The sequence below is a fragment of the Enterobacter sp. BNK-29 genome (assembly GCF_048684785.1).
Classification (GTDB): domain Bacteria; phylum Pseudomonadota; class Gammaproteobacteria; order Enterobacterales; family Enterobacteriaceae; genus Enterobacter; species Enterobacter cloacae_M.
Map to the genome: position 1 here is coordinate 3,234,924 of NZ_JBLQTU010000001.1, position 17,699 is coordinate 3,252,622.

The 17,699-nt window shown below is 61.2% G+C and carries 17 protein-coding genes; 12 read left to right on the top strand and 5 right to left on the bottom strand.

Annotated elements, in window-relative coordinates; translation table 11 throughout:
* Positions 1-53 precede the first annotated feature (53 nt).
* Entirely contained in the window at positions 54-1,301 is a 1,248-nt protein-coding gene (gene entS, locus ACMGGX_RS15395; RefSeq protein WP_420298572.1) for an enterobactin transporter EntS, read from the top strand.
* Positions 1,302-1,348: 47 nt separating this feature from the next.
* On the opposite strand, the gene fepB is transcribed toward entS, so the two are convergent.
* Positions 1,349-2,308, bottom strand: coding sequence for a Fe2+-enterobactin ABC transporter substrate-binding protein (gene fepB, locus ACMGGX_RS15400; protein WP_420298573.1), 960 nt, complete (start codon positions 2,306-2,308; stop codon positions 1,349-1,351).
* 188 nt (positions 2,309-2,496) lie between these two features.
* Between fepB and entC the strand changes: the two genes are divergently transcribed.
* The 7 genes from entC (at position 2,497) to ACMGGX_RS15435 (ending at position 9,873) form a co-directional block, all read left to right on the top strand.
* Positions 2,497-3,672 (top strand): isochorismate synthase EntC, encoded by a 1,176-nt coding sequence (gene entC, locus ACMGGX_RS15405; RefSeq protein ID WP_420298574.1) that lies wholly within the window; start codon positions 2,497-2,499, stop codon positions 3,670-3,672.
* 9 nt (positions 3,673-3,681) lie between these two features.
* On the top strand, positions 3,682-5,292 hold the full coding sequence (gene entE, locus ACMGGX_RS15410; protein WP_420298575.1) for a (2,3-dihydroxybenzoyl)adenylate synthase EntE: 1,611 nt from the start codon (positions 3,682-3,684) through the stop codon (positions 5,290-5,292).
* 10 nt (positions 5,293-5,302) lie between these two features.
* Positions 5,303-6,157: an isochorismatase gene (locus ACMGGX_RS15415; RefSeq protein WP_033144898.1), complete on the top strand. Its 855-nt coding sequence runs from the start codon at positions 5,303-5,305 to the stop codon at positions 6,155-6,157.
* On the top strand, positions 6,154-6,909 hold the full coding sequence (gene entA, locus ACMGGX_RS15420) for a 2,3-dihydro-2,3-dihydroxybenzoate dehydrogenase EntA (RefSeq protein WP_181594575.1): 756 nt from the start codon (positions 6,154-6,156) through the stop codon (positions 6,907-6,909). Before ACMGGX_RS15415 ends, entA begins: the two co-directional genes overlap by 4 nt.
* Before the next feature lies 1 nt (position 6,910).
* Positions 6,911-7,324, top strand: a complete 414-nt coding sequence (gene entH, locus ACMGGX_RS15425) for a proofreading thioesterase EntH (RefSeq protein WP_029740111.1) — start codon at positions 6,911-6,913, stop codon at positions 7,322-7,324.
* Positions 7,325-7,473: 149 nt separating this feature from the next.
* Positions 7,474-9,579, top strand: coding sequence for a pyruvate/proton symporter CstA (gene cstA / locus ACMGGX_RS15430; protein ID WP_420298576.1), 2,106 nt, complete (start codon positions 7,474-7,476; stop codon positions 9,577-9,579).
* Positions 9,580-9,675: 96 nt separating this feature from the next.
* Positions 9,676-9,873 carry a YbdD/YjiX family protein gene (locus ACMGGX_RS15435; RefSeq protein WP_006809671.1) on the top strand — a complete coding sequence of 66 codons (198 nt, stop codon included), beginning with the start codon at positions 9,676-9,678 and terminating at the stop codon, positions 9,871-9,873.
* Here the strand turns inward: ACMGGX_RS15435 and ACMGGX_RS15440 are convergent.
* The 4 genes from ACMGGX_RS15440 to ACMGGX_RS15455 form a co-directional block, all read right to left on the bottom strand.
* Positions 9,870-10,274 carry a helix-turn-helix domain-containing protein gene (locus tag ACMGGX_RS15440; RefSeq protein ID WP_033144901.1) on the bottom strand — a complete coding sequence of 135 codons (405 nt, stop codon included), beginning with the start codon at positions 10,272-10,274 and terminating at the stop codon, positions 9,870-9,872. The two genes, ACMGGX_RS15435 and ACMGGX_RS15440, sit on opposite strands and share 4 nt — an antisense overlap.
* Positions 10,255-10,551 (bottom strand): type II toxin-antitoxin system RelE family toxin, encoded by a 297-nt coding sequence (locus ACMGGX_RS15445; RefSeq protein WP_420298577.1) that lies wholly within the window; start codon positions 10,549-10,551, stop codon positions 10,255-10,257. The genes ACMGGX_RS15440 and ACMGGX_RS15445 overlap by 20 nt, the downstream gene beginning before the upstream one ends.
* Before the next feature lie 183 nt (positions 10,552-10,734).
* Positions 10,735-11,478: an SDR family NAD(P)-dependent oxidoreductase gene (locus tag ACMGGX_RS15450; RefSeq protein WP_420298578.1), complete on the bottom strand. Its 744-nt coding sequence runs from the start codon at positions 11,476-11,478 to the stop codon at positions 10,735-10,737.
* A gap of 57 nt (positions 11,479-11,535) precedes the next feature.
* Entirely contained in the window at positions 11,536-12,624 is a 1,089-nt protein-coding gene (locus ACMGGX_RS15455) for an oxidoreductase (protein ID WP_420298579.1), read from the bottom strand.
* A gap of 158 nt (positions 12,625-12,782) precedes the next feature.
* Between ACMGGX_RS15455 and ACMGGX_RS15460 the strand changes: the two genes are divergently transcribed.
* The 4 genes from ACMGGX_RS15460 to ACMGGX_RS15475 all read left to right on the top strand — a co-directional run bounded on the left by ACMGGX_RS15460 (position 12,783) and on the right by ACMGGX_RS15475 (position 17,693).
* Complete coding sequence (locus tag ACMGGX_RS15460) at positions 12,783-14,285, top strand: sugar ABC transporter ATP-binding protein (protein ID WP_420298580.1); 1,503 nt, start codon at positions 12,783-12,785, stop codon at positions 14,283-14,285.
* Positions 14,282-15,277 carry an ABC transporter permease gene (locus ACMGGX_RS15465; protein ID WP_023334863.1) on the top strand — a complete coding sequence of 332 codons (996 nt, stop codon included), beginning with the start codon at positions 14,282-14,284 and terminating at the stop codon, positions 15,275-15,277. Before ACMGGX_RS15460 ends, ACMGGX_RS15465 begins: the two co-directional genes overlap by 4 nt.
* 20 nt (positions 15,278-15,297) lie before the next feature.
* Positions 15,298-16,362, top strand: a complete 1,065-nt coding sequence (locus tag ACMGGX_RS15470; RefSeq protein ID WP_033144906.1) for a sugar ABC transporter substrate-binding protein — start codon at positions 15,298-15,300, stop codon at positions 16,360-16,362.
* An 89-nt stretch (positions 16,363-16,451) separates the two neighbouring features.
* Positions 16,452-17,693, top strand: a complete 1,242-nt coding sequence (locus ACMGGX_RS15475; RefSeq protein ID WP_420298581.1) for an LVIVD repeat-containing protein — start codon at positions 16,452-16,454, stop codon at positions 17,691-17,693.
* Positions 17,694-17,699 lie beyond the last annotated feature (6 nt).

Sequence of the window (17,699 nt, forward strand, 5' to 3'; positions counted from 1 at the left end):
TATGTTAGCATGTGCGCCCATGGAATGGGTAGAAATAGACTCAAGGCTTTGTCATGAATCAAAAATCCTGGCTGCTCAACCTCAGCCTGCTGAAAACGCACCCGGCGTATCGCGCCGTTTTTATCGCTCGCTTTATCTCCATTTTGTCCCTCGGGCTGCTCGGCGTGGCCGTGCCGGTACAGATCCAGACCCTGACGCACTCCAGCTGGCTGGTGGGGTTATCCGTCACCTTAACCGGCGGGGCGATGTTCATCGGCCTGATGGTCGGCGGCGTGCTGGCGGACCGCTACGAGCGTAAAAAGCTGATCCTGCTGGCGCGCGGCACCTGCGGCGTGGGCTTTATCGGGCTGTGTCTGAACGCGATGCTGCCGGATCCGTCGCTGATCGCCATTTACGCGCTGGGGCTGTGGGACGGTTTCTTCGCCTCGCTGGGCGTGACGGCGCTGCTGGCGGCGACGCCCGCGCTGGTCGGGCGCGAGAACCTGATGCAGGCGGGGGCGATCACCATGCTCACCGTGCGTCTCGGCTCGGTGATTTCGCCGATGGTGGGCGGCCTGCTGCTGGCGACCGGCAACGTGGCGTGGAACTACGGGCTGGCGGCGGCGGGAACCTTCATTACCACGCTGACGCTGCTGCGTCTGCCGCTGCTGCCGCCTCCGCCGCAGCCGCGCGAGCATCCGCTGAAATCGCTGATGGCCGCTATTCGTTTCCTGTTCAGCAACCCGCTGATTGGCGGGATTGCGCTGCTCGGCGGTCTGCTGACGATGGCGAGCGCCGTGCGCGTGCTCTACCCGGCATTAGCGGGAGAGTGGCAGATGAGCGCCTCGGAGATTGGCATTCTCTACGCCGCCATTCCGCTCGGCGCGGCGTGCGGGGCGCTGACCAGCGGCAACCTGGCGCAGAGCGTGCGTCCGGGGTTGGTTATGCTGCTTGCCACGCTGGCCTCGTTTATCGCCATCGGCTTCTTCAGCCTGATGCCGGTGTGGGCTCTCGGGGCGCTGTGTCTGGTGATTTTCGGCTGGCTGAGCGCCATCAGCTCGCTGCTGCAGTACACACTGATCCAGACCCAGACGCCGGAAGGGATGCTCGGGCGCATTAACGGTCTGTGGACGGCGCAGAACGTGACGGGGGATGCGATTGGTGCGGCGATCCTCGGCGGGCTGGGCGCGATGATGACCCCGGCGGCATCCGCGAGCAGCAGCGGGTTTGCGTTAGCGATGGTTGGCGTGATTTTGTTAGTGGCGCTGGTGGAGTTGCGGAGGTTCAGGCAGGAGGTTGTGTTGAACGACGGGGCGGTCTGATGCCCTCACCCCCTCCCTCTCCCACAGGGAGAGGGAGGGGGAAATGCCTACTTAAACAATGCATTCAATCTGTCTAACACCAACATCGCGCTGTAATAATCCAGGCGGAACGTCTCCGTTCCCAATGCCCAGACCCGTTTGTTTTTCACCGACGGCAAATGCGCCAGCAGCGGGTTGGCGTAAATCGCATCCACGTCTTTCTGATCGCCGGCAAACACAAACAGCCCTTCGCCGTTCAGCCCCGTCGCCAGGTTTTCACCGCCCAGCTGAATAATGTCGTGGCGTTTGCCCTGGCTTTTTGAGGTGTGCAGTCCGGCGGGCAGCTCCGCCAGCGTAAAGCCCAGCTGGTGCAGCAGCTTGCCCTGCGCCGATTCCGCGGTCCACAGGTTGGCGCTGTGAGCAGCGGCGGTGTAGACGATGGCGTTCACCGGCTGCGGCGGCAGCTTCATCTGCTGTTTCACCTGCGCGAGCTGTTTATCAAAGGCGGCAATGCGCTCTGCGGCCTGTTTTTCCTGCCCGGTGAGGGTGCCCAGCTGCGTCAGCAGTTCCTGCCAGCTCTTGTCGTCGTAGTTGATGATAAGCGTTGGGGCGATGGCGGACAGCTGATCGTACAGCGCCAGCGCGGAATCCCCGCCGGTAGCGCTGATCAAAATCAGATCCGGCATTTGCGCGGCGACCGCTTCGGCGCTCGGCTCGCCGATGTACAGCCGCGCAACCTTGCGCTGTTTTGCAATATCACCCCACTGTCGCAGAAAACCCTGCGCATCCGCCACGCGGTTGTTCGGCGTGGTCGCGCCGCTGGCAATGACCGGCGCGTCAATCGCCAGCAGGGAGCCGGTTAAGGTCACGCTGGTGGAGACAATGCGCGTCGGTTTGCTCTCAAGCGTGTGAACGCCTCGGCTGTCGGTCACCTGACGCGGCCAGTCGGCGGCAGCGGCTGAGGCAAGTCCTAAAACAAAAAGTCCAGATAAAAGCAGGGTATTACGGAATAGAGCAGGGAATTTCACAGCGCGACATCCTGTTTTTGTTGAAGATAATGCTTCTCATTTTCATGGTTGCCGTGAAGGGATGCAAGCTTTTGTCGCACAAGTTATTTGTCCGACGGTTGACAGCGAAGCGATGTGGGATTAGGTTAGCCGACGAAAATATAAATGATAATCATTATTGCTTCTTTTATCATTTTGAGGAGGATGATATGGACACGTCCCTGGCTGAGGAAGTTCAGCACACAGCGGCCACGCTGCAATCAGACAGCTTTTTCTTTATGTCGCCATACCGCAGTTTTACTACCTCAGGCTGTTTTGCCCGCTTCTCTGAACCCGCCGTCGGCGGTGACGATCCGGCCGGGCAATTCCAGCAAAAATTAGCCCAGGCCTTCCGGAATGCGAAAACTAACGGTATCGCTCATCCGGTAATGGTAGGGGCTATTCCGTTCGATACCCGCAAGCCATCTTCTCTGTTTATTCCGCAGCGCTGGCAGACCTTTTCCCGCCCGGCGCGTCAGCAGTCCGCACGCTATTTTTCCGGCTCGCAGGCGCTGAAGGTGGAACAACGCACCGAGATCCCGCCGCAGCCCGTGTTTGAAGAGATGGTCGCTCGCGCCGCGTCGCTCACCGCTACGCCGCAGGTGAACAAGGTGGTGCTGTCGCGCCTGATTGATATCGCGACCGATAAACACATTGATAGCGGTGCGCTGATGGAGCGGCTGATCGCCCAGAACCCGGCGAGCTTTAACTTCCACGTGCCGCTGGAAGACGGCGGCGTGCTGCTCGGCGCCAGCCCCGAATTGCTGCTGCGTAAAGAGGGCGCGCACTTTAGCTCGCTGCCGCTGGCAGGCTCTGCGCGCCGTCAGCCGGACGACGTGCTGGATCGCGAAGCGGGCAATAAGCTGCTGGCCTCCGAAAAGGACCGTCACGAGCACGATCTCGTAACCCAGGCGATGAAGGCCATTCTGGCACCGCGCAGCCACCACCTGAGCATGCCGTCTTCCCCTCAGTTGATTACCACGCCGACGCTGTGGCATCTGGCGACGCCGGTTGAAGGTGACGCGCGTGACAACGAAAACGCCCTGACGCTGGCCTGCCTGCTGCACCCGACCCCGGCGCTGAGCGGCTTCCCGCATGAGGCGGCAAAAGAGCTCATTGCCGAGCTGGAGCCGTTCGACCGCGAGCTGTTCGGCGGCATCGTCGGCTGGTGCGACAGCGAGGGCAACGGCGAGTGGGTGGTGACTATCCGCTGCGCGCGTCTGCATAAAAACACCGTTCGCCTGTTTGCCGGCGCGGGCATTGTGCCTGCCTCTTCGCCGGTGGGCGAGTGGCGCGAAACGGGCGTGAAGCTCTCCACCATGCTCAACGTGTTTGGCTTGCACTAAGGATCGCTCATGACCATTCCCTTTACCCGCTGGCCTGAGGAATTCGCCCGCCGCTACCGTGAAAAAGGCTACTGGCAGGATCTGCCGCTGACCCACATCCTGACGGATCGCGCGGACAGCGATGCCGTGGCGATTATCGACGGCGAGCGGCACATCACCTACCGCGCGTTTAATCAGGCGGTAAACAATCTGGCGTCCGCTCTTCAGGCGCGCGGGCTGCAACGCGGCGAGACGGCGCTGGTGCAGCTCGGAAACGTGGCCGAGTTCTACGTCACTTTCTTTGCGCTGCTGCAAATCGGCGTCGCGCCGGTGAACGCGCTCTTTAGCCATCAGCGCAGCGAGCTGAACGCCTACGCGGAGCAGATCAAACCCGCCGCGCTGATTGCCGATCGCGACCACGCGCTGTTTGCAGGCGATGATTTTCTTAACACCTTTGTGGATGCGCACCGCTCGGTTCGCGTCGTGCTGCTGCGCGGCGATAAGGACGAACACGCCCTGGAAGCGGCGATTGCGTGTCCGGCGGACAATTTCATCCCGAACCCGACGCCCGCCGACGAAGTGGCGTTTTTCCAGCTTTCCGGCGGCAGCACCGGCACGCCGAAGCTGATCCCGCGCACGCACAACGATTACGACTACAGCATTCGCCGCAGCAACGAGATTTGCGGCATCACCGCCGAAACGCGTTACCTGAACGCGCTGCCCGCAGCGCATAACTACGCCATGAGCTCGCCGGGATCGTTAGGCGTCTTCACCGCGGGCGGCTGCGTGGTGCTGGCGAACGATCCGAGCGCCACGCTCTGCTTCCCGCTGATTGAACGGCATCAGATTAACGTCACCTCGCTGGTTCCTCCGGCGGTGAGCCTCTGGCTGCAGGCGATTGCCGACGGCGCGGGCAACGCGCAGCTCAAATCCCTCAGGCTGCTGCAGGTGGGAGGCGCACGTCTCTCCGCCACGCTCGCGGCGCGCATTCCGGCGGAAATCGGCTGCCAGCTTCAGCAGGTGTTCGGCATGGCGGAAGGGCTGGTGAACTACACCGCGCTCGACGACGCGCCGGAGCGCATCATCAACACCCAGGGCCGCCCGATGTGCCCGGACGACGAAGTTTGGGTGGCGGACGAGCACGGTAACCCGCTGCCGCGCGGTGAGGTCGGGCGTCTGATGACGCGCGGGCCGTATACCTTCCGCGGCTATTTCAACAGCCCGGAATACAACGCCAGCGCCTTTGACGCCGACGGCTTTTACTGCTCCGGCGATCTCATCGCCATCGACGAGCAGGGCTACATCACCGTGCAGGGACGAGAGAAGGATCAGATCAACCGCGGCGGCGAGAAGATCGCCGCCGAAGAGATTGAAAACCTGCTGCTGCGCCACGAGGCGGTGATCCACGCCGCGCTGGTGAGCATGGAGGACAGCCTGCTGGGCGAAAAAAGCTGCGCGTATCTGGTGGTGAAACAGCCCCTGCGCGCGGTCGAGGTGCGCCGCTTCCTGCGCGAGCAGGGCGTTGCCGAATTCAAGCTGCCGGACCGCGTGGATAGCGTGGATGCGCTCCCGCTGACGCCGGTCGGCAAAGTCGATAAGAAACAGTTGCGCCTGTGGCTTGCTGAACGCGCCCGGGGCTGAGGAACAGAGTATGGCCATTCCAAAATTAACCGCTTACGCGCTGCCGACCGCCGCAGAGCTGCCGACCAGTAAAGTGAACTGGGCGTTTGAGCCTGAACGCGCCGCGCTGTTGATCCACGATATGCAGGAGTATTTCCTGAACTTCTGGGGCGAAAACAGCGCGATGATGCAGCAGGTGGTGGCGAATATCGCCAGACTGCGCGCTTACTGCAAAGCGCACAATATACCCGTGTACTACACCGCTCAGCCGAAAGAGCAGAGCGACGAAGACCGCGCCCTGCTGAACGACATGTGGGGGCCGGGCCTGACCCGCTCGCCGGAGCAGCAGCGCATTGTCCGTGAACTGACCCCGGACGAAGCGGACACGGTGCTGGTGAAGTGGCGCTACAGCGCGTTTCACCGCTCGCCGCTGGAGCAGATGCTGAAAGAGACGGGACGAAACCAGCTGCTGATTACCGGCGTGTACGCCCACATCGGCTGCATGACCACCGCCACCGATGCCTTTATGCGCGACATCAAGCCGTTCTTTATCGCCGACGCGCTGGCGGATTTCACCCGCGACGAGCACCTGATGTCGCTCAACTACGTGGCCGGACGCTCGGGTCGCGTGGTAATGACCGACGAGCTGCTGCCGTCCGTTCCGGCGACCAAAGCCGCGCTGCGTGAGCTGATCCTGCCGCTGCTGGACGAGTCCGACGAGCCGATGGATGACGAAAACCTGATCGACTACGGTCTGGACTCGGTGCGCATGATGGCGCTGGCCGCCCGCTGGCGCAAAGTGCACGGTGACATTGATTTCGTAATGCTGGCAAAAAATCCAACAATCGACGCCTGGTGGGCGCTGCTGTCCCGCGAGGTGAAGTGATGGGTCTGGATTTCACCGGTAAAACCGTCTGGGTGACGGGCGCGGGTAAGGGGATTGGCTACGCGACGGCGCTGGCGTTTGTGGAGGCGGGCGCGCAGGTGACCGGCTTCGATCTGGCGTTTCCGCTGGGGGATTATCCGTTCGCCACCGAAACCCTGGACGTGGCGAATGCCGCGCAGGTGCAGGAAGTGTGCGGGCGCGCGCTGGCGTCGCTTGAACGGCTAGACGTGCTGGTCAACGCGGCGGGCATTCTGCGCATGGGGGCGACGGATCAGCTTTCGCAGGAGGACTGGCAGCAGACCTTAGCGGTTAACGTCGGCGGCGCGTTCAACCTGTTCCAGCAGACGATGGGCCAGTTCCGCCGTCAGCAGGGCGGGGCGATAGTCACCGTGGCGTCCGACGCGGCGCACACGCCGCGCATCGGCATGAGCGCCTATGGCGCGTCGAAGGCGGCGCTGAAAAGCCTGGCCCTGACCGTCGGGCTGGAGCTGGCGGGCAGCGGCGTGCGCTGTAACCTGGTGTCGCCGGGCTCAACGGACACCGATATGCAGCGCACCCTGTGGAAAAGCGACGACGCGGAGCAGCAGCGTATTCGCGGCTTTGGCGAGCAGTTCAAGCTCGGCATTCCGCTGGGCAAAATCGCTCGTCCGCAGGAGATAGCCAGCACGGTGCTGTTCCTTGCTTCCGATGCCGCCAGCCATATCACCCTGCAGGATATCGTGGTGGACGGCGGTTCCACGCTGGGAGCGTAAGATGATCTGGAAACGTCATTTACCGCTCGAGGAGCTGAACGCGACCAGCCTGAACACCCTGGTAGCGCATCTCGGCATTGTCTATACCCGTATCGGTGACGACACGCTGGAAGCGGAGATGCCGGTGGATGCGCGTACCCATCAGCCGTTTGGCCTGCTGCACGGCGGCGCGTCGGCTGCGCTGGCGGAAACGCTGGGATCGATGGCCGGTTTTCTGATGACCCGAGACGGGCAGAGCGTGGTGGGGACGGAGCTTAACGCCACGCACCATCGTGCGGTCTCTCACGGCAAAGTGCGCGGCGTTTGCCAGCCGCTGCATCTGGGGCGTTCGAGCCAGAGCTGGGAGATTGTGGTATTCGACGAGCAGGGGCGGCGGTGCTGCACCTGTCGGTTGAGCACGATGGTGTTGGGCTAAGCCAGGCAGATCAAAGTGATCGGCTTAACACTGTGGTGTAAATCTCTGGTTTGACCACGCATTATTGCGTTTCAAAGTTGTTAAATTTTTCCGGTTGTTCTAGAAACAAAATGTAACATCTCACTGTTTCACAACAACGGACAACAACTATGAACAACTCAGGGAAATACCTTATATGGGCAGGGCTCTCCGTTGTGGGAGCCTTTGCCCTGGGCTATATCGCCCTCAACCGGGGGGAACAGATCAATGCGCTCTGGATCGTCGTCGCCTCCGTCTGCATTTATCTGATCGCGTACCGTTTTTATGGCCGCTATATCGCGAAGAACGTTCTGGGCGTTAACGCGACGCGCATGACGCCTGCCGTCCGCCATAACGACGGGCTGGACTACGTGCCGACCGACAAAAAAGTGCTGTTCGGTCACCATTTTGCGGCAATTGCCGGAGCGGGGCCGCTGGTAGGGCCGGTGCTGGCGGCGCAGATGGGCTACCTGCCGGGGATGATCTGGATCCTCGCAGGCGTGGTGCTGGCGGGCGCGGTGCAGGACTTTATGGTGCTGTTCGTCTCGACCCGCCGCGACGGGCGTTCGCTGGGTGAGCTGGTGAAAGAGGAGATGGGGGCAACCGTCGGGGTGATTGCGCTGGTGGCGACCTTTATGATCATGGTGATCATCCTCGCGGTGCTGGCGATGATCGTGGTGAAAGCGCTGACCCACAGCCCGTGGGGGACCTATACCGTTGCCTTCACCATTCCGCTGGCGCTGTTTATGGGGATTTATATTCGCTACCTGCGCCCGGGCCGCATTGGTGAGGTGTCGGTAATTGGCCTGGTATTCCTGGTGTTCGCCATTATCTCCGGCGGCTGGGTGGCGGAAAGCCCTACCTGGGCGCCGTTCTTCGACTTTACCGGCGTCCAGCTGACCTGGATGCTGGTGGGCTACGGCTTTGTGGCGGCGGTGCTGCCGGTATGGCTGCTGCTGGCTCCGCGTGACTATCTCTCTACGTTCCTGAAAATCGGCACCATCGTCGGGCTGGCGATCGGCATTCTGATTATGCGCCCGACCCTGACCATGCCTGCGTTAACCAAATTCATCGACGGTACCGGCCCGGTCTGGACCGGTAACCTGTTCCCGTTCCTGTTTATCACCATCGCCTGCGGCGCGGTGTCCGGCTTCCACGCGCTGATCGCTTCCGGAACCACGCCGAAGATGCTGGCGAATGAAAATCAGGCCTGCCTGATCGGCTACGGCGGCATGTTGATGGAATCCTTTGTCGCCATCATGGCGCTGGTCTCTGCCTGCATCATCGACCCGGGCGTATATTTCGCGATGAACAGCCCGATGGCGGTACTGGCACCGGCTGGCACCGTTGACGTGGTGGCGTCCGCCGCGCAGGTGGTGAGCGGCTGGGGCTTTGCGATTACCCCTGATACGTTGACGAGCATCGCCAGTGAAGTGGGCGAGCAGTCGATTATCTCCCGTGCGGGCGGGGCGCCGACGCTGGCGGTCGGCATGGCGTATATTCTTCACGGCGCGCTGGGCGGGCTGATGGACGTGTCGTTCTGGTATCACTTCGCCATCCTGTTCGAGGCGCTGTTTATCCTGACGGCGGTGGATGCCGGAACCCGTGCGGCGCGCTTTATGCTCCAGGATTTGCTTGGCGTGATCTCCCCGAACCTGAAGCGTACCGATTCGCTCCCGGCGAACCTGCTGGCAACGGCGCTGTGCGTGCTGGCGTGGGGATACTTCCTGCACCAGGGCGTGGTCGATCCGCTGGGCGGGATTAACACCCTGTGGCCGCTGTTTGGTATCGCCAACCAGATGCTGGCGGGCATGGCGCTGATGCTCTGCGCGGTGGTGCTGTTCAAGATGAAGCGCCAGCGTTACGCCTGGGTGGCACTGGTGCCAACCGCGTGGCTGCTGATCTGTACCCTGACGGCGGGCTGGCAGAAGGCCTTCAGCCCGGACAACAAGGTGGGCTTCCTGGCGATCGCCAACAAGTTCCAGACGATGATCGACAGCGGTAAGATCCCGGCGCAGTACACCGAGTCGCAGCTGTCCCAACTGGTGTTTAACAACCGTCTGGATGCCGGGCTGACCATCTTCTTTATGGTGGTGGTCGTGGTGCTGGCGTTGTATTCTCTCAAGACGGCGCTGGCGGCGTTGAAAAACGATCAGCCAACGGCGAAAGAGACGCCGTACGAGCCGATGCCTGAAAACCTGGAAGAGATTGTGACCCAGGCGAAAGGGGCGCACTAACCTGTGTGCCGGGTGGCGGCTTCGCCTTACCCGGCACACATTTCTTCTCCGGCCTTTCCCTTTGGGAGAGGGCCGGAAACAAACGAGACACTGATTATGTTCGACACCCTTTCAAAAGCAGGTAAGTACCTGGGCCAGGCCGCCAAAATGATGATTGGCGTGCCGGACTACGATAATTACGTCGAGCATATGCGCGTCAACCATCCGGACCAGACGCCCATGACCTACGAAGAATTTTTCCGCGACCGCCAGGATGCCCGCTACGGCGGCAAGGGCGGGGCGAAGTGCTGTTAACCCTCTTTCGGTAAATAGAGGCTGATCTGTTCCTGTCTGCAGCCGTAGATCGCTGCCAGCTTTTCACGGGTGCGCTTTTGCGGACGGGAGTCGAGCGCTTCCAGCTGCGACACGGCGGACTGGGTGATGCCGAGTTTCTCAGCCACCTCCTGCTGGGACATGCCGCGCAGGATACGCCACGCGGCCTGCAGGCTGACGTTCTCGTTATGCATGACGTCGCACACTTCACCAGGTAATCCTACGTCATCATAACAATCGTGTTCGACTTCAATATCCTCTAGATCATCATCGGTTTCGTCGTCGATTTCTGCCATCTGTAAGCACATACGAAAGTATTCATCATAGGGAATAACGACGTACTGCGCTTTTCCGTCATCGTCCTTAATTAGCTGAACAGCCATAGGGGGCTTTCTCCTCGTGAAGGTAGGTCGTTGATTTTCTGCGCTTGACGGCCAAAACATAACAATGGTTATCGGGATCGTCCCGAAGTGTAATCAGAATGCGGTAATCGCCAACGCGTAGCCGGAATTGATTTTCTGTTGCCGATATTTTTTTGATATCGGGCCGGGGAGCTGAGCGATCGTCCAGCTCAGCAAGTTTTGCTTTGATTCTTCGCTGATATCGGCCATCGATTTTGAAAAACTCTTTCTTTGCATTCTTTGACCAGACAATCTTCATCCGTACCTCCACTGTACGCCCACACAAAGCATAAGGAAATAATAAGGCTATTAGATAAATTCCGAATTTCTAATGGGATACTGTAGAGCGGTGAAATAACCGGAGAAAGCGGCAAAACGCGAACCGTCGAGGGCGCTCGGAAACGCCTCTGCCGGGCGACAGAGGCTTGCAGGGAGATTGCGATCAGGCGTTCAAACCGCCGTCCACGTCCAGGCCGGTACCGGAGATCTGCCCGGCCGCCGGGCTGGCAAGAAACGTGACCGCCGCCGCGACGTCTTCCGGCTGACCGTAATGACCCAAAGCAATAAGCTGACGCTGAGAGTCAGCCTGTTCCCCGTCTTCCGGGTTCATATCGCTGTTGGTGGGGCCGGGGTGCACCAGGTTAACGGTAATGCCGCGCGGCCCTAAATCACGAGCCAGCCCGCGGGTGAGGGAGTTCAGCGCCGATTTGGTCATCGAGTAAACGGCAATACCCGGCTGCGCCACGCGGTTTGCCAGACAGCTTCCGATGTTGATAATGCGCCCGCCGTCGGACATGTGTACCAGCGCTTCCTGAATGGCGATCACCACGCCGCGAATGTTGACGTTGATAAGGGCGTCAATGTCCGCCAGCGTCATGGACTCCAGCGGGCCGCCGCGCGCGATCCCGGCGTTGTTGACCAGAATGTCCAGCCCGCCAAGGGAACGCGCCGCATGGGTGACGGCATCCTGAATCGCCTGCGCGCTGGCGCTGTCGGCCTGCACGGCTTCGCTGTGTCGTCCCAGCGACTTAATCTCATCGGCGACCGCCTGGGCTTTATCGGCAGATTTTTCATACGTAATAATCACATCCGCACCGGCGCGCGCCAGCGACAGGGCAATCGCACGACCCAACCCGCGGCTGGCACCGGTAACCAGCGCCTTTTTACCTGTTAAATCGATCTGCATGATGACCTCGTTACGAGAGTGGTAAGAATCATCATTAGGTATAGCCTGTCGGCGCGATCAGCGGCTGAAGGATTCCACTTTCTCAAACGCGGCGCGCAGAACCTCAGGCGTTAACGCAACCGGTAAATAGTGAATCGACTCCACCGGGCGCAGGGTGTGGGCGATGACCCGATCCAGCTCGTCGCGGTTATCGATGTCGACGTCCAGCTCGCGAAGCGTGGTCGGCAGGTTAAAACGCTGGTACGCCGCCACCAGCTGCGCCAGCACGTCGTCCTGGCCGAGCAGTGCGCTCTGCACCAGAATCCCGTAGGCTACCTTGGTGCCGTGCAGGTATTTTTCCGTCTGCGGCAGCACGGTTAAGCCGTTGTGCACCGCATGCGCCGCCGCCACGCGGGTATAGCGCTCGCCCAGGCCGCCAACCATTCCGCCACCGGCGATAATCGCATCTACCACGTCCCGAAACGCCTGCGTCTGTTCGCCGCGCTGCTGGTCGGCCAGCGCCTCTTCGCTGCGCGTCAGCAGCACGTCGCGGATCGCCAGCGCGCCGTTGATGCCCAGCCGCACCGTCAGCGGCAGGTTCTCCGGCTCAGGTGCCAATACCACCGCTTCGTACCACTTCGCCAGCGTATCGCCGATGCCCGCAAGCAGATACTCCGCCGGGGCGTTAAGGACGATCTGCGGCTCCACCAGCACCAGGAAGTTGGCGTCGTCGAAGATCTCAAAATGCAGCGCCTGACCGGCATCGTTGTACCAGACGGAGAGCGGGGTCCACGCCGCGCAGGTGGCGGCAATGGTGGGGATGCCCACGAACGGCACCCCTAAGCGGCGCGCCACGGCCTTGACGGTATCCATCACCGCGCCGCCGCCGACGCCAATCACCACGCTGGCGTCGCTGCCGGATTCATTCACCAGATGGGTGACGTCGCGCTCGCTGCAGTGGCCTTTAAACAGCAGGCGTTTCGCCCCCGGCGCGTTAAAGCTCTCGGGCAGGAAAGGGCGCGCGCCTTCGATAGCGCGCTCGCCGTAGATCCACACCGCGCGGGAAAGCTGTTCCGGGGTAAAGAAGTTATCCAGCCTCGCAAGGCTTCCGGGATGAGAGAAGTAGTTCGCCGGGCCAGGCACGACGCGGATATCGGTGTTGCTCATGATGGTGTCCTTTTGCGGAAGCGCTAACCCGATGTTATGTCTGGACATCCGGATGGCTAATAATATTTCGCTTTAACTTATGCCTTTTCCGTCGTTGTCAGTCAACCGGAGCTGTGAAAAATTCGATAAATCAGAAGAGTAATGAAGGATTTACGCGGATGGTTTCCAGTCGCCTTGAGATGCGCGGTATCAGCCTGGCCTTTTCCGGCTTTCAGGCGCTGTCGCGCGTGGACTTTACCTTAACTGGCGGATCCGTACACGCGCTGACCGGCGCCAACGGCGCGGGGAAATCGACGCTGATGGCGGTGCTGTGCGGCACGCACGACCACTATGAGGGCGAGATCAGCATTAACAACCAGCCGGTGAGCATCCGTGAACCGCTTGACGCCAAACGGCTGGGGATCCACCTCGTTCAGCAGGAGGTGGACGTGGCGCTGATCCCGGGGTTAAGCATCGCCGAAAACATCATGCTCGACCAGCTGGCGCAGCCGGGGCATCGCTTCAACTGGCGCGCGATCCGCCAGCAGGCGAGACAGGCGCTGGCGCAGCTCGACGTGACGCTGGACGTTCGCCGTTCCATCGACGGCTGTTCGCTGGCCGAAAAGCAGCAGATTTTGCTGGCACGCGCCTTGTCCCACCACTGCCGTTTTTTGATTCTTGATGAGCCCACCGCGCCGCTGGACGCGCATGAGAGCGAGCGCCTGTTTGCGGTAGTGAGGCGCTTAAAGCAGCAGGGCATCGGCGTGGTGTTTATCTCTCACCGCATTCACGAGCTGAAGGCCATCTGCGACACCCTGACGGTGTTGCGCGACGGCAAGCTGATCGAGTCCGGCCCGATGGCCGATCTTAGCGGCGAAGCGATCGTCGAGAAGATGCTCGGCCACGTGCTGAGCGATATCTATCCGCCCGCGCGTCCGCCTCACGGCGAAGAGACGCTGCTGCGCGTTGAGGGGCTTCACGACGACGCGCTGCTGAAAGATATCTCCCTGCACCTGCGCAAAGGCGAAATTCTCGGGATTGCCGGGCTGGCGGGCGCGGGAAAAACTGAACTCTGCAAGGCGCTGTTTGGCGCCACCAAAAGCCGCGTGGCGCGCGGTGAGCTGAATCATCAATCCTGGCAGCCGCGCGACCCGGCCGATTCCGTGCTGCGAGGTCTGGCGCTGGTGCCGGAGGAGCGGCGCAAAGAGGGCATTTTTATCGACGAGCCGGTGAGCATGAACCTTGCCGTGTGCGCCGATAACAGCTTTTCGCGCTGGAGCCTGTTTGGCCATCGTCAGGCGTGGCGCTGGGCGGAAGAGGTGGTAGCCCGCATCGGCGTGCGCGCGCGTGGGCCGGGGCAGGTGCTGCGCCGTCTCTCCGGCGGCAACCAGCAGAAGGTCGCCATCGGTAAATGGCTGCGCAATGACGCCAGCGTGCTGATATTCGACGAGCCGACCAAAGGCGTGGACGTGAAGGCCAAAACCGATCTGTTCCAGCTGATTGACGGCCTGGCGCGCGAGGGCAAAGGGGTAATTTACGCCTCGGGCGAATTTGCCGAACTGGTCGGGCTGTGCGACCGCATCTGCGTCCTGTGGGACGGGCGCATCGTGGCGGAAATCGCCGGGGCCGAGGCCCGCGAAGAAACACTACTTTATTATTCAACCGGAGGAACGGCGTCGTGAGCAAGGCCCTTTCAGTGAACGCGGCGGCGTCTGGCCGCCAGCAGATTTTCGATTTTCTCTACAGGTGGGGCATGCTGTTGACCGTCGTCGCGCTGGTGGCCGTCTTTGGCCTGGCGTCGGACAGCTTCCTCGATCCGAACAACATCATCAACATTCTGCGTTCGATTGCCATCGTGACGGTGATTGCCATTGGCGTGTCGATCTCGTTGACCATCGGCGGGTTCGATCTCTCTGTCGGATCCACCGCGTCGCTGGCGAACGCGCTGGTGATTTCACTTTTCGTCTGGCACGGCTTTGGTACCACCGAGTCGATTCTGATCACCCTCGCGCTCTGCACGCTGGTGGGGCTGTTTAACGCTTTTCTGATCGTCATCCTGCGTATTCCGGATATGCTCGCGACGCTTGCCAGCCTGTTCGTCATTCAGGGCGTGGCGATGACATACAGCTACGGTGGGTCGATTACCGAGAACATGGTGCTGCCGAGCGGCGACATGGCGGAAGGCACTATTCCGGCGGCGTTCAGCCTGCTGGGGCAGGTGCCGACCATCGTGATCGTCATGCTGGTGGTGACCGTGCTGGCGCAGCTGGGCCTCTCGTTGACCACTCACGGGCGCCGGATGTACGCCATCGGCGGCAACCCCGAAGCCGCGCGTCTCTCCGGCATTCGCACCACGCGCTACAAGGTGGCGGCCTACGTGATTGCCTCGCTGCTGGCGGGCCTGGGCGGGATTTTGCTGGCTTCGCGCATCGGTTCGTCGCAGGTGAATGCGGGCGGCGGATACCTGATGGATGCGGTGGCGGCGGCGTGGATTGGCTTCTCGCTGGCCGGATCCGGCAAGCCGAACGCGCTGGGAACCCTGGTCGGGGCGGTCATTCTCGGCGTGCTGTCGAACGGGCTGGTGATGCTCTCCGTGCCGTACTACGCCATGGACATTATAAAAGGGCTGGTGCTCGCGGTAGCGCTGGCGATTACCTATATACAAAAACGCTGACAACACAACGGGATAAAAAAATGAAAAAGATTGCACTCTCTTTGGTGGCACTTGGGTTGCTCACTGCTCTGCCAGGCTTCGCGGCTACGCCCGCGCCGCTTCCGGCTGCCATTGCGAACCATGACGGCCCGATCCGCATCGCGGTGATCCGTAACCTCGGCTCAGACGACAACACCACGCAGTTTATTGCCGGGGCAATTCAGGAAGGGAAAAAGCTCGGCTTTAAGGTCAGCACCTTTTTAAGCAACGGAGACGACGCCAAATTCCAGGACTTCGTGAACCAGGCGATCAGCCAGAAATATGACGGGATTATTCTTTCTCAGGGGCGCGATCCGTACTCCACCGCGCTGGTGAAGAAAGCGGTGGATGCCGGGATCAAAGTCGCCGTCTTTGATACGGCGGTTAACGGCGAGATCCCGGGCGTAACCGTCACCCAGCAGGACGATGCCTCCCTGACGAACCTCTCCTTCGGCCAGCTGGCGAAAGATTTCAACGGCAAGGCCAATATCGTCAAGCTGTGGGTGGCGGGCTTCCCGCCGATGGAGCGTCGTCAGGCGGCCTATAAAGAGCTGCAAAAGCAGTATCCGGACATCAAAGAGCTGGAGTCTATCGGCGCCGTTTCCTCTGACGTGCAGGGCGATACCGCCAACAAGGTGGGTGCGATCCTCGCGAAATATCCGAAAGGCAAAATCGACGCCATCTGGGGCACGTGGGACGCCTTCAGCCAGGGCGCGTATAAGGCGCTGAAAGAGAACGGCCGCACCGAAATCAAGCTCTACAGCATCGACATCTCCAACCAGGATCTGCAGCTGATGCGCGAGCCGGGCAGCGCGTGGAAGGTGAGCGTGGCGGTGGATCCGAAGCTGATTGGCGCGACTAACGTGCGTCTGGTGGCGAACAAGATTGCCGGGGAAGCCACGCCTGCGACCTACGATTTCAAAGCGGCGGCCATTCCGCAGGCGCTGCTGACCGCCCAGCCGGGCCCGGTGAACGTGGCGTCGCTGGGGAAAATCATTCCGGGCTGGGGCCAGACGGAAGATTTTATCGCGCCGTGGTTTGCGACGCTGGAAGCGAAAAATAAATAAAACCAGGTCGGGTGGCGTCAGGTGCGGCCTGATGCCCTCACCCCGGCCCTCTCCCACCGGGAGAGGGGGAAAACCCAAAGGAGCTAACGGTGACGCAACTACCCCCACCCGAATACAGCCGCAATATGCGGCTGATTGGCCATAGCGATCAGGGCGGTCGTCCGGACGGCGTACAGCTGATGGTGCATCGCGGTTTCGCCTATATCGGCCATATGGTGTCGCAGGGCTTTTCGATTGTCGACGTGCGCGACCCGAAGAACCCGAAAGCGGCGGGCTACGTGCCCGCGCCGCCCGGCACCTGGAACGTGCACCTGCAGGCGCATGACGACCTGCTGCTGGTAATTAACGCCCGGGATTTGTTTGCCGATGCCCGCTTTGCCGACGAGAAGGTCTACTACACCCGCCAGGTGGGGGAGACCGTCAGCGACGTGCAGGACAAAGGCTGGAGCGCCGGGCTGCGCGTGTTTGATATCTCCACGCCCGACAGGCCACGCGAAATCGGCTTTCTGTCGCTGAGCGGCATCGGCATCCACCGCATCTGGTACGTCGGCGGCCGCTGGGCGTACGTTTCAGCGCTGATTGACGGCTTTACCGACTACATCTTTCTGACCATCGACCTGGCGGACCCGCGCAAGCCTGAAGTGGCGGGGCGCTGGTGGCTGCCGGGGATGAACCAGGCGGAAGGGGAGAAGCCGAACTGGCCGGAAGGGAAACGCTACGCGCTGCACCACGCGATTATCGCGGGCGATACCGCCTACGGCAGCTGGCGCGACGGCGGCCTGACGCTGCTGGACGTGAAGGACCGCACCCGGCCGAAGCTGATTAGCCACCGCAACTGGAGCCCACCGTTTGGCGGCGGGACGCACACCGCGCTGCCGCTGCCGGACCGCGATTTGCTGGTGGTGCTGGACGAAGCGGTGCTGGATAACCAGGAGGACGGCGAAAAGCTGATCTGGCTGTTTGATATCCGCGAGCCGTCGAACCCGGTCAGCATCTCGACCTTCCCGCAGCCGGATGAAACCGACTATGTGGCGAAAGGGGCGCATTTTGGCCCGCACAACCTGCACGAGAACCGGCCGGGGAGCTTCGTCAGCTCGACGCTGATTTTTGCGACCTATCAGAACGCGGGCGTGCGGGCTTATGACATTTCCAATCCGTATCGACCGGTGGAAACGGGGGCGCTGGTGCCCGCCGCGCCGGAGAGAATGATGGACACGCGGCCGAATCGCCCGCAGGTGATCCAGTCGTGCGACGTGTTTGTGGATGCGCAGGGGATTATTTACAGCACGGATTATAACGGCGGACTGTCGGTGATTGAGTATCTGGGATGAGTGCGG

Coding starts and splice junctions, on each gene's coding strand:
- ACMGGX_RS15445 (WP_420298577.1), bottom strand. CDS start 10,551: ATGAAGATTGTCTGGTCAAAGAATGCAAAGAAAGAGTTTTTCAAAATC.
- ACMGGX_RS15460 (WP_420298580.1), top strand. CDS start 12,783: ATGGTTTCCAGTCGCCTTGAGATGCGCGGTATCAGCCTGGCCTTTTCC.
- entE (WP_420298575.1), top strand. CDS start 3,682: ATGACCATTCCCTTTACCCGCTGGCCTGAGGAATTCGCCCGCCGCTAC.
- ACMGGX_RS15435 (WP_006809671.1), top strand. CDS start 9,676: ATGTTCGACACCCTTTCAAAAGCAGGTAAGTACCTGGGCCAGGCCGCC.
- entS (WP_420298572.1), top strand. CDS start 54: ATGAATCAAAAATCCTGGCTGCTCAACCTCAGCCTGCTGAAAACGCAC.
- ACMGGX_RS15440 (WP_033144901.1), bottom strand. CDS start 10,274: ATGGCTGTTCAGCTAATTAAGGACGATGACGGAAAAGCGCAGTACGTC.
- cstA (WP_420298576.1), top strand. CDS start 7,474: ATGAACAACTCAGGGAAATACCTTATATGGGCAGGGCTCTCCGTTGTG.
- entH (WP_029740111.1), top strand. CDS start 6,911: ATGATCTGGAAACGTCATTTACCGCTCGAGGAGCTGAACGCGACCAGC.
- ACMGGX_RS15455 (WP_420298579.1), bottom strand. CDS start 12,624: ATGAGCAACACCGATATCCGCGTCGTGCCTGGCCCGGCGAACTACTTC.
- ACMGGX_RS15470 (WP_033144906.1), top strand. CDS start 15,298: ATGAAAAAGATTGCACTCTCTTTGGTGGCACTTGGGTTGCTCACTGCT.
- ACMGGX_RS15450 (WP_420298578.1), bottom strand. CDS start 11,478: ATGCAGATCGATTTAACAGGTAAAAAGGCGCTGGTTACCGGTGCCAGC.
- entC (WP_420298574.1), top strand. CDS start 2,497: ATGGACACGTCCCTGGCTGAGGAAGTTCAGCACACAGCGGCCACGCTG.
- ACMGGX_RS15415 (WP_033144898.1), top strand. CDS start 5,303: ATGGCCATTCCAAAATTAACCGCTTACGCGCTGCCGACCGCCGCAGAG.